This window comes from Paenibacillus sp. FSL R5-0486 (genome assembly GCF_037975155.1).
Taxonomy (GTDB): Bacteria; Bacillota; Bacilli; order Paenibacillales; family Paenibacillaceae; genus Paenibacillus; species Paenibacillus amylolyticus.
In genome coordinates this window covers 1,061,315-1,077,004 of record NZ_CP150237.1, presented here as the reverse complement: position 1 = coordinate 1,077,004, position 15,690 = coordinate 1,061,315, and the positions used below count along the sequence as shown (strand labels likewise).

The following is a 15,690-nucleotide window of genomic DNA, read 5'->3' as shown; positions in this document are numbered from 1 at the left end:
CCAAGTTTACCCTCCCCAATTTCCATAATTTCGTTATAATGGTAAGCAAGACACCATGCTATTGGAGGAGAATTATGGAAACGGAAGCTTTACGCAACGTGGAACAACTAGCTCTGAAGAAACACAAGATTTACAAACAAAGTTTAATCAGGTACCTCGCACGCTCCATGCTGGCCAGTATGTTTATCGGATTCGGCGTCATCGTGGCGTTTAAGACAGGTAACTTCTTTTATATGGAGCAGTCCCCGTTTACCTATCCGATGGCGGCAATTACGTTTGGCGCGGCCATCATTCTGATCGCCTATGGCGGGGGTGACCTGTTCACGGGCAATACGTTTTATTACACGTATGCGGCGTTGCGCAAGAAACTGCGCTGGTTCGAAGTGATCAAGCTGTGGATTGCGAGTTATAGCGGTAACCTGATGGGCGCAGCTGTGTTTGCCCTGTTAATCTACCTGACCGGATTGTTCGACTCGTCTCAGGTGAATGGTTTTCTGTTAAGCGTGGTAGAACACAAAATGGAAGTTCCAACCATGCAACTCTTTTTCCGCGGAATTCTGTGTAACTGGCTTGTATGTATGGCGTTCTTTGTCCCGATGTTCATGAAGGAGAATGGAGCCAAAATGTTTGCCATGATGCTCTTTGTGTTCTGCTTCTTCATCTCGGGATACGAGCACAGCATCGCCAATATGTGTACGTTCGCGATTGCACTCGTGCTGAACCATCCGGGGACGATCTCAATTGAAGGTGTGATTCACAACCTGGTTCCCGTGACATTGGGTAATCTGGTGGGTGGTGTGCTGCTGATGGGCTTTATGTATTATGCGGTGAACAAACCGTTTCTGGATGAAGAGACACATTAATCTCTGGCAAAAAAATCCATCCTTCCGGCCCGGTCCTTCGACCGTGGCGAATCGGTAAGAAGAATCCAAAACACCCCGGCATCCTTTCCATCTCAGGGAAAAGGTTGCCGGGGTGTTTCTCTATAGGCAGGCTCACGGATAAGCCGCCTGCCCTCCACACGCATAGCCATGTGATACACAATCACATGGCTCCATGCAGTGGGTTAGAAGTACTCCCGCCACGGAGTATATTCAATATCGTTGTCGCCGCGCGTGACCACGATCATATTCTCAATTTTGCCCGTCTCCTTATTGGTACGGTAAATCATCGTACGTGTCTCGCCTTCTTCCGGCACAGAGAACAGGAACTTGTCCGCAACGAAGGAAGAACCAAGTCCAGTGGCATGTTCTGTAAAGGCAGAGCCCGTCTTGCTTGTGAGCAGCAGACCAATCCCGTAGGCTGTAGCGGTTTGTGCTGCTTTGCCAAAGAGATGCTCGCCTTGACTGGTCGTGTGCGTTTGCTCCGAATACCTATACTTTTCCGTATCCTTGCTATAGTCCACCACATTGCCCTGTTTATCCAGACTGATGGTGGTTGTTTCGCCCTTGTCGCTTTTCACCTGATACGTACCTACGATGGAATCCTCGGTAATTTTCACCGTCTTGCCCGTATTGGGGTCAGTCTGATAGATTACATCTTCATACTGAAGCCGAATGATGTTCATGCTGGCCTGAATCTGTTGCGCCAGTTCTTCGTCACCCATCTCTTTGGCTTTCTTCAGCATTTCCTCATAGTTCTGGTATTTCTCGGCATCCTTCTCATCCCATTCATCCATGTTCTTTGGTGGACCTGGCGTTTTGTCCAGATCATCGCCTTTATTTTTGCCCATGGTTGATAGCGCCCGCGCTGCGGTCAGCGCCGTCAAGATTGCCTGGCTCACCGCCTCTTCATCTGTCGTGCGGAAACGCTCGGCAATCTTCTTAAGCTCCGACTGAATGGACAGAACCAGTTCCAGAACAGATTTCATCGTGCCTTGAGCCGTTGAATAATCGTTATAAAAACGCTCACGCTCCATGCCATCCCAGTTGCTCCGCATGACACTCATCTTGCCGTCCAATGTGGACATGAAGCCCGATAATTGCTGATGTGCCTGAGCGAACTGCCCACTGACCGTCTCCAGTTGTTCCGGTGTCACCTTGATCTGTGTCATCCTGCACACTCCTCATCCTGGTCATTTATAACTCATGGTCTATCCATTACGACAATCTCTCGGCCTCTTCCTGTCTGATCTCCAGATGCAACAGCGGAAACGGATTACCGGAACTATCCAATTCGGAACGACCTGTCTGTACAAATCCCATCTTTTCATAGAATCGGGCTGCCCCAGTATTCTGCTCATTAACATCCACCTTGAGGTGACGACCTTTTATTTTGAAGGTATGGTTTATTAGCAGACGTCCCAGACCCTGTCCGTGTTGGCTCGGATCTACAAACAACATCTCGATAAAGTTATCATCCACACCAATAAAACCCACGGGTTGTTGCTCCGTATTCAGCGCTTCCCAAACCTCGACTTGTCTTTGTTGCAACACATCACTCACCACTTTTTTGTAGAACTGAATGTGATGCTCTTCCAAAAACGTATGGGTTGCCCGAACAGAACTCTCCCAAATCTCGACCAACTTGTCATGATCCTGTTCCCGATATGCAGCGACTAACATGTCCAACGTATGCTCCTTTTCTATTAAAAGTAAAGGTTATGTAAAAGCCCGATCCTGGGATCGGACTTGTTTAATACATCAAATTTGAAATAACTCTACGTTTATTTTACCATGTCCATCATTCAATCTGTACCCATAATTTCCAATCTTGAGTCAACGTTCTACCCCCGTTTTTGGCTTCCAACGGAAGGTTGCTGCCGATTGGGAAGGCAGTATATATCGAAATGAATCTCCATCTATGACTACATCAAAGGAAACTTCTGCCTCACCCGTGTTAGCTGCAACCAGCACCATCGTTCCATCCGGATTGCGGAAGGTTACGTTCTCGATCTTGCCCTGTTCTTGCGTGGAAGCAACTCTCAAAGCTCCCGGACGTACATAACGGCTGATGTGGCCTAACGCATAATACTCGACATTTCTAATGATTTCATTATTCTCCGAGTCAATCGTCACAACCCCACGACAGTTCTCACAGCCACCATTCGTAGGTCCACCTTGCGGATCGAGTGCGATGTTCCAGAGCAGCACATTTTTTGCCCAGTTGCGAGGTGCACCAATGATGAGATTGGACATCTGCCAGCTCAGATTCTCGCCAAAATCAGGACTCCACTCCCCACCACTACATTCGGTAAAATAAATATTTTTGTCCGGGAAGCGCTCATGCACTTCCGACATGGCAGATGGATCACCTGCATAACAGTGGAAAGCAGATCCATCGATATAAGCAGCAGCCTGCTCATCACCAAGCACCTTGTCGGTATATTCAACCGCCTGATCCCAGTTATGATCATACGCGATGATTCGCGTGTCCAGTCCCGCATCCTGTAGAGCCGGGCCGAGATAATCCTGAATGAACATCGCTTGTTCTTCAGCTCCCATACTCATACTCGGATATTTGTCCGAGGTGAACTCCGGTTCATTTTGCAACGTGATCCCGTAGATGGGAATGTCCTTTGTCTGATAAGCTTTGATATATTTCACAAAATATCTTGCGTACGCTTCGTACACCTGAGGATCATTGTAATCCAGATACCAACCGTTAGTGGTCTTCTCCCCATACTTCATCCAGGCCGGGGCCGTCCACGGTGTGCCCAGTACGTTAAGATCCGGTTTCAAATCAGCTACACGCTCCAGCATGTTCACAACTTCCTGATCCTTTTCGATCGAAAAGGATTCCATGTCATAGTCCTTGCCAGACTCGATATCATCATAGGTATAACTCGAAGCTACACCTGATTCATCTACCGAATAATCGGAGGCACCAATCGTATGACGCACCATATCCATGTTCAGCCCTTCTGTTGTAAACAGTTCTTTCAGCAGTCGCTCTTGTTGTTCCTCTGGGAGCTCGTTGATCAGATGTGCCGATGAACCCGTCATCGCTGCGCCAAAACCATCCATGGTCTGATACGTCTTGTCCGGGTCAATCTGTATGGTGAACGCCGACGAAGAAATGTCTGGCTCCTGCGTTGAAGAAACTGAAGAAATTGTGTCTGCATCATGGTGATCGGTAATTGGAATGGGCTTCTGTCGTGCAAGCAGATTTTGCTGATCTCCCGTGGTTAACCAAACTTCGGCCGTTCTCTGTTTGTCCACAACCGGTGGCGGAGCGGGTTGTTCACTTCGGTTGAAGATAAGCCAGATTCCTATACCGACAAAACAAACAGCAGCGATCAACAGGATCATCCATCGTTTGAGATATTCTCGCCAACCTATGTTTATCATGCTTCACTCTCCTTCCATTGTGGAAAAAGCCGCGGCCACTAGGCCACGACTCATTTTCCTAATCTATATGAAGTAGAACAAACTGCATTTAACGAAATAACTTCACTGGGAGAACAACCTTCCAATCTCCCTGATTGAACTTTTATTTACCGGACTTGCTTCCGATATTCACACTGCCTGTCAGACGGATATCATCAGATGCACTGCCAACATACACTTGGACTTTACCCTTAGGCATTACCCATTCATGGGATGTTTCATCCCAGTAGGACAATGCGCTGCGATCCAGTTGAATGTTGACCCGTTGTTGCTTGCCTGCTTTCAGATCTACCTTCGCCCAGCCAGCAAGTTGTTTCTCCGGGGTCTCGACTTTGGTTGGCAGATTGCCAACATAGACCTGTACAACTTCTGCACCGTCAACTTTACCGGTATTACGCAGGTTGAGGGATACTTCTACGGTTTCCTTATCGCCTTTACTAGTGTTCTTCACATGTAGATTACGATAATTAAAATCGGTATACGACAGTCCGTGTCCAAAAGCAAACGCCGGTGTCATGCCTTCTTTGTCATATCCTTTGTACCCTACAAAAATACCCTCGGAATAGTTGCCCACCCCGTTCACACCCGGGAATTGTTCCGCAGTGGATACCGGGGTCTGGGAATCATCTGATGGGAACGTCACCGGCAACTTACCGGATGGATTCACATCACCAAACAGCACACGTGCCACTGCATTACCTTGTTCCTGACCTGCATACCAAGCCTGAACGATGGATGGCACTTCTTTTTGCCAGGAATCCATTTCAACAGCGCGACCACTCATTTGCACCACGATCGTTTTGGGATTGGCTGCTGCTACCTTGCGGATCAGCTGCTCCTGGTTATTCGGCAGCTCCAGGTCGGAACGGTCGACGTAACCTTCACTGTCATACGTACGAGTTACCACGACGGCAACATCGGATTTTTTCGCCACCTCAACTGCTTTTTGCATTTTAATATCCACAGCGTCGTCTGGAGCTTCCCAGCCAAAACGAACCTGTGCACCCATATCATGATTAGTCTGTACCGGGAAATCCGTACGATACTCAATTCGAATATTGTGGGACTCACCTTCTTTGAATGTGATTTCTTTCTTCGTTGTACTCAATGTTTCACCTTGATTGTCTACGAGTAACTTATCATCCACATATAGTTTCGCAGAACCTAGACTGGTCAGGGACAGTTTATATTCACCCGTTTGAGGTGCTGTGATCGCCCCTGTCCAACGAGCAGACATTTTGGCATTGAATTTCGTAGGTGTCACTGGAAGCTTGGAAGACTGTGCGTTAAAACCTTCATAGTTGTAGAATCCAAGATTCATGTTGACCTGATGATCTGTACGGACCAAAGAAGGATTACCCTCCATATCTTTATTCGTCCAGTATTCAGCACGCAGACCGTATTCCGCACGATCTGTACCATAGTCTCTTTCACTTTCCTGAGCATCCGCTGGTGATAAAAGAGTAGAAGGTACGGCGGATGGTCCATTAAATGCATCTCCTGCGGAGATAGGATCGGTTCCGGTAGCATATTTTACATCCACACCGTTACCGGCACGGTTACGAATGCCTTGAAGTGGACTTACGGTATACGTCGGATTAACCAGACTGCTACCTCCACCAGCAGCAGATGCGTTATCTGCATCCGGACCGATGACAGCGATGGATTTCACGTTTTTCTTGGACAGCGGCAGCACATTATCGTTGTTTTGCAAAAGAACCATGCTCTCTTCTGCAATTTCACGTGCCTGTTTGCCGTCTTTCTTGGCATTGATTTGTGTATTCGTTACAGGGTTATCGAACAGCCCTTTATCGAACATTTGAAGCAAAATGCGTCTAACCTTCTCATCAATGGTTTGCTCGCTGACTTCGCCATTGTTCACGGCTTCCAGCAATTTGTCTCCCCATTTGCCGTAAGGCTCTCCCGGTGTCTCCAGATCAAGACCCGCATTGGCGGATTTGGCTGTGCTGAAGTTTGCACCGTAGTCACTCATGACAAACCCTTCGAAGCCAAACTGATCCCGAAGGACATTGGTCAGCATCTCCTTGTTCTCACAAGCATATGTACCGTTCACCTGGTTAAATGAACACATTGCTGAACCAAGCTCCGCTTTTTCGACCATCGCCTGAAACGGACGTGCATAGACTTCCTGAATGGCACGTTCGCTGGCTGTTGCATTGGTCGTGAAACGTTCCGTCTCCTGGTTGTTCAGGATATAGTGTTTCGCTGTAGCGATAACTGGATTACTTTGAATCCCGTTCACATACGCTGCACCCATGCCGGAAGCCAGTAGCGGATCTTCCCCGAGAGATTCGAAGTTCCGGGAACCCCATGGTGTACGTGCAATATCCAGCCCAGGGCCGAGCACTACATTATGTGTTGTATCATGTGCTTCCTGACCGATCAGATCGCCATATTTCTTGGCAAGATTGGTATCCCAGGAAGCGGCAAGCGCGATGGGTGCAGGCAATGCCGTGGACTTTTTGTCCTGCACATCCGGGTTAGCCACACGTACTCCTGCGGGTCCATCTGCCATCTGTAATGCCGGAATGCCGAGGCGCTCCAATCCATCATTATAGAAACCATAATAGTTATTTACTTTACCGGTTACGAATCCAACTTTCTCCTCCAGCGTCATCTCCTTGAGTAGCAGCTCGGTACGTTCCTCCGCTGATAGAGATTTGTTCATCCAAGGCCGATTGGCCCCAGATTCCGCCTCCGCGGCGAAGGCGTGCAGCGGCATAGCCGCAACCGCCACGATGATTAATAACATAAACCATCGTTTGAGGAAAATCAGATTGAGTCTTCTGTTCATGTTGTAAGTTCTCCTTCTCTCTTGATCATTTTTCTTGTGCACATATTGAATACATGTATACAAGGGAATGCGAACTGGCTTGATCCCAGTCTTTCAAGCATTCAGGTCGTCCTGCACATGGCTTCTGAAACTGCAGCCTGCAAGCAAGTCAGCAGATTTCGCTTCCTAACGATAGCCGACATGATCATGAATTACATCCCCTTAAATTTGGTAAATGACCGATTAAAACAAGCCTAGTTCTTTGGAATCACCATGTTAACAATTCAGATAACATAACAAGAAAACGAATTATTTACATTTCCGTAACTACTTTCGAACAAATTCTTTACTTTTAAAAACAGTCGGTTCGACCCACTCCCGATCAACCAATTAATGCAATTAATTATCAGATTAAGGAATATATCGACACACTCTGGGTCCTAAGTCTATTTGTAAACGGAACCAATCCGGTCCATTGAAATATCCAAAAATATAAAAGCAGCTGAGGTCCCTTTTAACAGGTTCTTCAGCTGCCTTTATGTTGGAATTGCTCCATATTGTTCACTTTCCATCCATGATTCTTGTTCTACACTCGTTATATTGAGATTCGAAGTTACATTGAAATCGGAGTAGCAAATAAAAAACCGCCCCAAGAGGGGCGGCTCACTTCTGTTCAATCACTTCTAGTTCTGTAACTGTGCAAGAATCTGCGGGTCCTTGATCTTTTTATCTTCGGCGAGCAACATCACCTTGGACAGAATCTCAGCTGTTCTCGGATCTTCATCGAGGAATGGCAGGAAGATTCGACCCCGATGCTGACTGTGCACCGGTACGATATGAAGTGCACCTGTGGCTTGTTTGAACACATTACCACTCCCCAGATGAACAGCATACTCACCTAATTCACCATCAATTCGTGCGTAATTCCCGTCCAAACGTACATTGTCGATCTTCAGCAGACGCAACGATTCGTTCACAATGACGTGGCGCATCTCGATTGTTGTCAGGCTAGCTTCCGGATCTACGCCCCCCACATGTGCAACGCTGACCACCAGATCGATATCACGCATAACTTCGGAGAAGAACGTCAGCGGCACATCTTGCAGCGCTACAGGTTTGTAGCTCTTGCGATCGTAGAACTGCACCGTCTCCAAGGTAGGTGCCTCGGTATCTGCTGGTGAGAACCAATCTGCCATAGCATAGAGATTCGCAATCAGATTATGCTCATAACTTACCTTCTGCAGACCTTCTTCATAACTGACAGTCCATTGGCGTCCTTTCAGCAGAGCTACTGCTTTTTTCGGTTGAATCTGATACCCGGCATATCGGCGAGACACCGTACCATTAGCCAATTCGTCCTCGTTAGGAAGATACAGCTCACGGAATACCTGCTTGAACGGCTGACGCTCCTGACGGGTGAACAGATCCCGCTGGAATTCACTCCAGCTTCCTCTCTGATACAGATGAAGCGGATGAGCAATCAACAGTTGATCCTGTTCCGATAGTGCCTGGATCGTACCCTCCGGCCCTGGAGCAACCAAACCACTGGACGATACATCGAATCTTCCAGTCTTGTCACCTGACTGGAAGACAAGTGTTCTTACCAGCGGTTGTATAACCGGATTTTGCATCAGACTGGCAATTTCCTCACGTGTAAATGACGTTCCAGCAGTCATCGAACGTTCCAGCTCCTGCCGTGCCCGGCGATACTGATCCACCAGATCCGATTTCAGCTCTTTCAGTTCAGCGATATATCCATCTTTTTTGAACCGGGCAGGTACAGATTTGAGTGTCTTACCTTTGCTAACGATAACCATCTCGGGTTGGCCTTCCTCATCAATGACCAATTGTGCCGTCGTGTCAGCATCCAATGCATGAGGTTCAAAGAAGGATTTCATCTCATCCAACTTACGTGCTTCCATGTCCCACATCAGCCGCGTAACATCGGCATAACCTGCATTACGAGCAAGATTGCCCAGTGCAATCTGCGATGCCACACCTTCACTGGCACGGCGTTGCGCACCGAATTGTTTGCTCTGCATCAGGAACTTCTGAATGAAGTCGTATCGCTCACGCAGATCCTGTTCGCGATTTACAGCGAATGGAATCAAACTGTAGGTTAACAAATGATCCTTGTTTCGCTTGTCTGACACGGACTCACGCATATCGTCCAATCGAAGCTTGCCCAGTGCAGCATCTGCGAACAATTGGGATCTGCGGTGATTAGATCCCCCGGAAATGTACTTGGCACAATCGTATAACAGATTGAACCGTTCCTCCCCGACAGCAGCATAGGCTTCTTCAAACCAAGCGATATCAAACGCACCTTCATTAAAGTCCTGTGGTGAGATTGGAGAATAGTGGGCCACGATGGTTTCTTTCTCGGCAGTAAAGCGTTCATTAATATGGGCATGGAAGTACCAGGCTGCACTGCGAAGACCTTCCCATCCCAGATGTTTCGCTACAATCTCCATCCACTGCGGGGCGTACATGGCTGCTTCCAGCAATTTTTTCTCATTCACCGGATACTTATGGAGCAACTCCCCAAGACGCTTATCATCTTCTCCATTCCGTGGATGACAATTCTGAATTAAATAGCTAAACGTCTCTTTACGTGTTGTGTTGTCTCCATAGCTATAGATATATCCACGGACAAATGTATCCTGATCCATCGCCGAGACTAGATGTACCCAGTGTTCCATGCCTTCAATTCGATCCAGTTTCATGGCAAGTGTGCTTACTTCTGTAGAGAGTTCTCCCCGGGTCAGCTCAATCTCCAGAATGCGATCGACCACCGCATCTCGCAATTGAACAAGCTTCGGATCACTCGCGATCATTTCTGTACGAGTGGATGTTAAGTCCCGAATAAACAACAGACGATTCCCACCAACCAGCACCTGTCGATATATCTCTTGATCATCAATCAGGTTCAACTGGTACGCACGCAGGAAATCTTCAAGTGACAGTAAAGACAGCGGTTGACTACTCTCTACAAGACTGGTGAACTGGTAAGCTGTCTGGAAGAAACGTTTGAAGCTGTTATCATCATGGATTTTGCCACGAACTACATAATTCCAAGGTCCAGTCAGAATATGAAGCATGCCTGACTCTTTTTCGAGTCGATCAGCAGGCATACTTGCGATGATGGAGGCCCAGGTTTTCTCAGCTATTTCAAACGTGTCGATCGGATCGCTATCCTGAAATGCCGCCGATATCAGTGCCACTACCTGATCCTTATACGTTAACAAATCCAGCATCTGCTGCAGCTTTTCGATGTCATCCAGAGGATAGATCCGTTCGGCAAACGACTTGCGCCAGCCTTCCAATAACGGAATCTTCTGCAATTCGTCATAGTCATACTGCTCACGGAAATAACTGTAATGGTCGCTCAAATTGCCATTGAACTCCCCGAGCTGTATAGCCATGTATAGCTGCATCAGTTCCACACTGTTGAACTCGGCATGTTGAATATAGTTCTCCCATACGTCATGAAGCGGGAACTGTTCCATCTGCTTCATTTCATTCCGCTCTCCATACGGAACCTTGGAGCGAAGACTCGCTCCGACTAACAATGTGTCTTTATAGCCAGCGTAGTATTCCACTTGATACTCATAATCCCTGTGTTCATGCACCAATTCACTAAGTCCCTCCAGAAATGGTCTGGTCTTATCCAGAGAGAGTGTAAAGATATCCTTCGGATTATGGCCCTTGAGATCACGCTTCTCATCCAGCAATGGCTCACGTCGCTTCGGATCAAATAGACCAAATCCATTAGAAACTGTGTAACGTCTCCCCTGATCAGTCAGCTTATCCAGTAGTTTCTGTTCCTTGGCAGTGGGTGTCTCAATCAGCTGCGCCAATGGCTGCAATTGCTCCTGCTGATCTATCCGCTCTGGATCTGCCGCAATCTCGGTCAATAATTCTAGCGCACCCAAGCGCTGCAGTTCACTCTTGGCCTGCAAAAGTCGCTTCAGCGAGACCTCCAATTGGTCCACGGGTTGCAGTAACAATACATGGATGACCTTCTGACGAAGTGAGCCTGTTTTGAGCTTTATCAACGCCTCCATCTGTTTCATCTCATCAACCGTCAATGTGAGCAGCTTCGCTTTGGCGAGTGCACTCTCCCGATTACTGATGCTTTTATCAGACAAACTCTCAAACACAAACTGTCTTTGCACCTCATTATCGGGATGCTGAACAAACTGGGACAACAGTTCTCCGCGCAGTTCCGGGCTTAAACGGTCCTTGATTGCGATGACCTCCCCGATCCATTCCGGGTCCATATCATAAGCGGCCAAATATAACATTTTCTTGACTACATCATCCGTATCAATCCGGTAGTGAACATACTCAAGTACACCCGATGGTCCACCTGACCCGCCTTTTGGAATGGCAGCCAGCATCTGTTTGAACCGATCAAAATCCTGACGCCGCAAGCCCTTATCTCCAAGAGCAGGCAATGGCCACACGTAGACGCTACGCTGATTCTCTCCATTCTCGAAACTCCAGTTGTACATATACATCGCATCATAGTTGGTCACAATCCAGTGCATCAACTCGGTATCCTGCGCCTCCAGATAACGACGTGCAATGTCCAAACGAAGCTCCCTGTTCTGGCTGTTAGCCAGTACATATTGAGCAACAATCTTCTGATATAACTGACCTTGATCCATAATCTCGATTATCTTGCTCTTCAATTCATTCTCTTCAATGACCGCTGTCGCCCAAAGACTGATAAAGAGTTTGTTGGCGTTAGCTTCCTGTTGCCAGGCCTCGCGTACTTCTGGTTGCACAAGCGCCTGATAGGCCTGTTCAATCAACTGTGCCGCAACACGTTGGTTGGCTGCTTCTATACCGATCCCCGTCCATACGGCAAGCGCTCTTACCACGGAACTGAAACGAATCAGGTTGTTGTCGATAATGATTTTTAATATGTAAATATAGGCTTCCAGTGTCCCTTCATCCATCCGCTCCACAATGCTTTGGCGAAGCCCTTCCTGCAACCTTGCTGCAACGAGTAGCTCACCCACCATCTGATAGGCATCCGCCTGATCGCTCATGAATATACCTTTGATCATTTCATGGGTTAACAGCGCCGTCTGATTGTCACCATAGATAATATCATGTAGCGCCTGCTTCATATCTCCGCCCTGATGATCCAGTTCATAAGCGATACAATCCGCCAGGACCCAACGGATCTCATGCAAATAATCCAGCTTGTACTCACGAAGTGACACATATTCTTCCAGCGAGAAATTTTTCATTTCCATACGGAACAATCCCATCAGTTTACGGATGACTTGTTCTACATGCTGCTCCGGATCGGATGTGCGGAAAGGGCGGCGTTCATAGTTGTTACTGTATGGGAAACGAGTCGCACGCTGTGCGATATAACGGAATCGTGCAACCAATGACTCGCTCGCCAGATGCTGGAGCACATCCAGTAGTGGCTCGAATAATGGTTTCTGCGTTTCTGCAGCCAACCTTCCAAGCAACTTATCAGTATTCAAAAACATCTTTTCGTCTCCACGTAAATACGTAGACCCGGCGATCTCCACAACATAGCCTGCCAGCTCAAGCTGTACCCCTGTTAACGACTTGGCTCTTTCCTGCAATCCATCCATATACACCTGTACTTGCTCTTCCTGATTCATCCTGTTCTCCTCCTTCATCGTTCTCTACCACAGACGTCCGGCTAGCATTGTAAAACGAATAAACACCACGTTATCTCCGTCTACTACAACAAGTGACTCATCCAGCTCCTGCAATTCTTCATCGTTGAGAAATACTTTATATAACCCATCCTCATATGCGGTTATAGCTGTCTCCATCGCAACTTCCAGATCAGGAACACCCTCATTGTATACTGCGCCAAACCCGACTTTCCCCACCGCTCCTTGCGCCTCAATATCATTCGGCATCAGGTAGGCGAACAATTCTGCCTGTTGTTTCTTGTCCTGAAGAGCTTTTACTTGTAGAGCCACAATGTTCTCAATGAGCTGCCTTAACGTATGAGTTGTTTCCGGAAGTTCGGCAGCTTGCTTGGCAAGTACCGGCTTGCGCTTGCCCAGACTTTTTACCGTTATCCATACGTTCACCGCATTCCCTCCCTTGTCCTACTCTATTTGAAGAAGCTTCCATAAGCCCCGATATCTATACCACGATGCGGAATAACCTAAACTCGAAATGACTATCTGTCTCTAAATAAAATATAAAATACGTACATATGTACCCCTAATGAACATCATAACTAAAATTCAATCCATATTCATGAGCCAATCCTCATGTTTACGTGGAACCACGGAACTAGGGCCTACTTGCGTACATATACGCAAAAAAAGCCGCACAGTCTCATATAAATATGGACTGCGCAGCCGCTAAGCTAACATCAGAACAGTTTATGTCGCCGGTAACCTGTAATTTTATGAGTCATCTCGCCAGACGCAACGGTCGAATGGTTACAGCTGCTGTCTTGAACCCAGGCATCCGACAGAACGGATCTAGCTCTGGTCTGGTGGCCCGATTCACATTCTGAATGCCGCCCCAATGCATCGGCACGAACAAGGTATCCTCCCGAATGGAATCCTTGATGCGCGAACGAACCGTGAAGCTTCCGTACGTCGATTGAATCTCTACCCACTCTCCATCGTGAATACGATAACGGGCAGCGGTAGCCGGGTGAAGTTCAACAAAGTTCTCCAATTCACGAGCTGTCAGTGCCGGACTTCGATGTGTCTGCACCCCTGTAAGATAATGAGGCAGCACACGCCCATTGGTGAGAATTAAGGGGAACTCCGAAGATATATCATTCCAGCCCGGGCTGGATTCAAATGTGAATGCCGCTTTGCCGTCCGGGTGAGCGAATCGTTCACCGAACAGCAGTCCTTCTCCCTGATCCTCCAGGGCAGAACACGGCCAGTATACGCCTTTCTCGTTACGCAAACGCTCATAGGTAATGCCATAGTAATCAGCGACTCCGCCACGACTCGCCACCCGAAGCTCATTAAAGATTTCCTCAGCAGTGTCATACTTAAAATAAGAAGCTTTACCCAATTTTGCGGCAATCCGGCATAATATATCCCAATCATCGAGCGTTTCTCCCGGCGCAGGCCGCCCCTGTTCACGGAGCAGAACACGCCCCTCCAGATTGGTCAATGTACCTTCATTCTCCATATAAGATGTAACCGGCAGAACCAGATCAGCCATTCGCGCTGTCTCGGACAGAAACATGTCTGCCACGATCAGAAAGTCCAGCTTGCGCAGACCTTCTTCCACCAAACGCACATTGGGGTTGGATACGACCGGGTTGGAGCCCATTACAAGCAACGCCCGAATCTCCTGATCATGGGCCTTCTCCATCATCTCGTAGGCGGATACCCCTTTGCCTGGCAAACTTGCAGGGTCCACACCCCAGACGGATGCCACATAGGCACGATCGGCTTCATTTTCAATGGATCGATAACCCGGTAACTGGTCAGCCTTCTGACCATGCTCCCGTCCGCCCTGCCCATTGCCTTGACCTGTGATGGCACCATATCCGCAGCCTTCTCTACCAATTTTGCCAGTTGCCAGCACCAGGTTCAAAAAGTGTCTCACTGCCATATGTCCATCCGTCTGCTGCTCCACACCACGTGCTGTCATGATCATGCCTGTCTCTGCCTCACCGTATGCCATCGCCGCCTGACGAATCAGCGCCAGATCAACCCCGCACGCTTGTGCCGCCTGTTCGAGTTGCAGATCAGCCAACCCTTGTATCAATTGATCGTAACCATGCGTTCGTTTGTCTATAAAATGAGGCTTCACCAATCCGGCATCCATAATCACCTTCAACATGCTGTCCGCCAGCAGAGCATCCATGCCAGGCTTCACCTGTAAATGAAGGTCGGCAATGGCAGCGGTTGCCGTCTTGCGTGGATCAATAACGATAATGAACGCCCCGTTCTCCTTGGCCTGATTGAAGTAGGGCAACAGGGTAGGTTGGCATTCTGCAATATTGGTGCCTGCGAGTACAATACAGCCCGCCTTGGGAATATCAGACAGTCGGAACGTCAACCCACGATCCATCCCGAACACTTTACTTCCAGCTGAAGCCGCAGCTGACATACAGAACCGTCCATTATAGTCGATATATTTTGTCCCCAATGCAACTCTGGCGAACTTACCGAGCAGATAGGCTGTTTCATTGGTCAGAGATCCGCCTCCGTATACTCCGACCGTATCTGCTCCGTATAAATCCCTCAAGTCCTGAAACCGCTCTGCGATGGTCTGAATGGCCTCCTTCCAGGAACAGGGTTCAAGCTCGCCATTACGACGAATGAGCGGATGCATTAATCGTTGACCACTGAGCGCATGTTGATGAGCATTCATGCCCTTCACACACAACCTGCCCTGAGAGGCTTCATTCGGAACACCTTGAACCGTATACTCACCACGACGCTGGCCTGCAACAGGTGCAGCCAGTTCTTCAACAGTCATCTTGCACTGCACACTGCAATACGGACACTGGGTTTCCTTTACATACAGCTTGGAGGCTGTTGGTTCTGAACTCACGGATAATCCCATCTTTCC

At 48.1% G+C, this 15,690-nt stretch carries 8 protein-coding genes; 1 reads left to right on the top strand and 7 read right to left on the bottom strand.

Translation table 11 applies throughout. The annotated features are described in order from the left end of the window. Positions 1-74: 74 nt before the first annotated feature. Positions 75-863, top strand: coding sequence for a formate/nitrite transporter family protein (locus tag MKY01_RS04800; RefSeq protein WP_036606169.1), 789 nt, complete (start codon positions 75-77; stop codon positions 861-863). A gap of 203 nt (positions 864-1,066) precedes the next feature. Here MKY01_RS04800 and MKY01_RS04795 read toward each other — a convergent pair whose 3' ends face one another. The 7 genes from MKY01_RS04795 to MKY01_RS04765 all read right to left on the bottom strand — a co-directional run bounded on the left by MKY01_RS04795 (position 1,067) and on the right by MKY01_RS04765 (position 15,684). Then, positions 1,067-2,053 carry a WXG100 family type VII secretion target gene (locus MKY01_RS04795; protein WP_282319342.1) on the bottom strand — a complete coding sequence of 329 codons (987 nt, stop codon included), beginning with the start codon at positions 2,051-2,053 and terminating at the stop codon, positions 1,067-1,069. Between the two features lie 46 nt (positions 2,054-2,099). After that, a complete protein-coding gene (locus tag MKY01_RS04790) occupies positions 2,100-2,570 on the bottom strand; it encodes an acetyltransferase (protein ID WP_339285616.1) in 471 nt (156 codons plus the stop codon). A 147-nt stretch (positions 2,571-2,717) separates the two neighbouring features. Continuing rightward, the gene (locus tag MKY01_RS04785; RefSeq protein ID WP_282319344.1) at positions 2,718-4,289 is read right to left on the bottom strand and encodes a glycoside hydrolase family 30 beta sandwich domain-containing protein; all 1,572 of its coding nucleotides are present in this window, start codon (positions 4,287-4,289) and stop codon (positions 2,718-2,720) included. A 142-nt stretch (positions 4,290-4,431) separates the two neighbouring features. Then, entirely contained in the window at positions 4,432-7,143 is a 2,712-nt protein-coding gene (locus MKY01_RS04780; protein ID WP_339285613.1) for a glycoside hydrolase family 3 C-terminal domain-containing protein, read from the bottom strand. Between the two features lie 662 nt (positions 7,144-7,805). After that, on the bottom strand, positions 7,806-12,776 hold the full coding sequence (locus tag MKY01_RS04775) for a DUF4132 domain-containing protein (RefSeq protein WP_339285611.1): 4,971 nt from the start codon (positions 12,774-12,776) through the stop codon (positions 7,806-7,808). Positions 12,777-12,800: 24 nt separating this feature from the next. Further along, positions 12,801-13,220 (bottom strand): hypothetical protein, encoded by a 420-nt coding sequence (locus MKY01_RS04770; RefSeq protein WP_339285609.1) that lies wholly within the window; start codon positions 13,218-13,220, stop codon positions 12,801-12,803. A 331-nt stretch (positions 13,221-13,551) separates the two neighbouring features. Beyond that, on the bottom strand, positions 13,552-15,684 hold the full coding sequence (locus tag MKY01_RS04765) for a molybdopterin oxidoreductase family protein (protein WP_339285607.1): 2,133 nt from the start codon (positions 15,682-15,684) through the stop codon (positions 13,552-13,554). Between the last annotated feature and the right edge of the window lie 6 nt (positions 15,685-15,690).

What these genes read in the sequence shown, in the direction of transcription:
- MKY01_RS04785 (WP_282319344.1), bottom strand. Translation starts at nt 4,289, where the DNA reads ATGATAAACATAGGTTGGCGAGAATATCTCAAACGATGGATGATCCTG.
- MKY01_RS04800 (WP_036606169.1), top strand. Translation starts at nt 75, where the DNA reads ATGGAAACGGAAGCTTTACGCAACGTGGAACAACTAGCTCTGAAGAAA.
- MKY01_RS04795 (WP_282319342.1), bottom strand. Translation starts at nt 2,053, where the DNA reads ATGACACAGATCAAGGTGACACCGGAACAACTGGAGACGGTCAGTGGG.
- MKY01_RS04765 (WP_339285607.1), bottom strand. Translation starts at nt 15,684, where the DNA reads ATGGGATTATCCGTGAGTTCAGAACCAACAGCCTCCAAGCTGTATGTA.
- MKY01_RS04775 (WP_339285611.1), bottom strand. Translation starts at nt 12,776, where the DNA reads ATGAATCAGGAAGAGCAAGTACAGGTGTATATGGATGGATTGCAGGAA.
- MKY01_RS04780 (WP_339285613.1), bottom strand. Translation starts at nt 7,143, where the DNA reads ATGAACAGAAGACTCAATCTGATTTTCCTCAAACGATGGTTTATGTTA.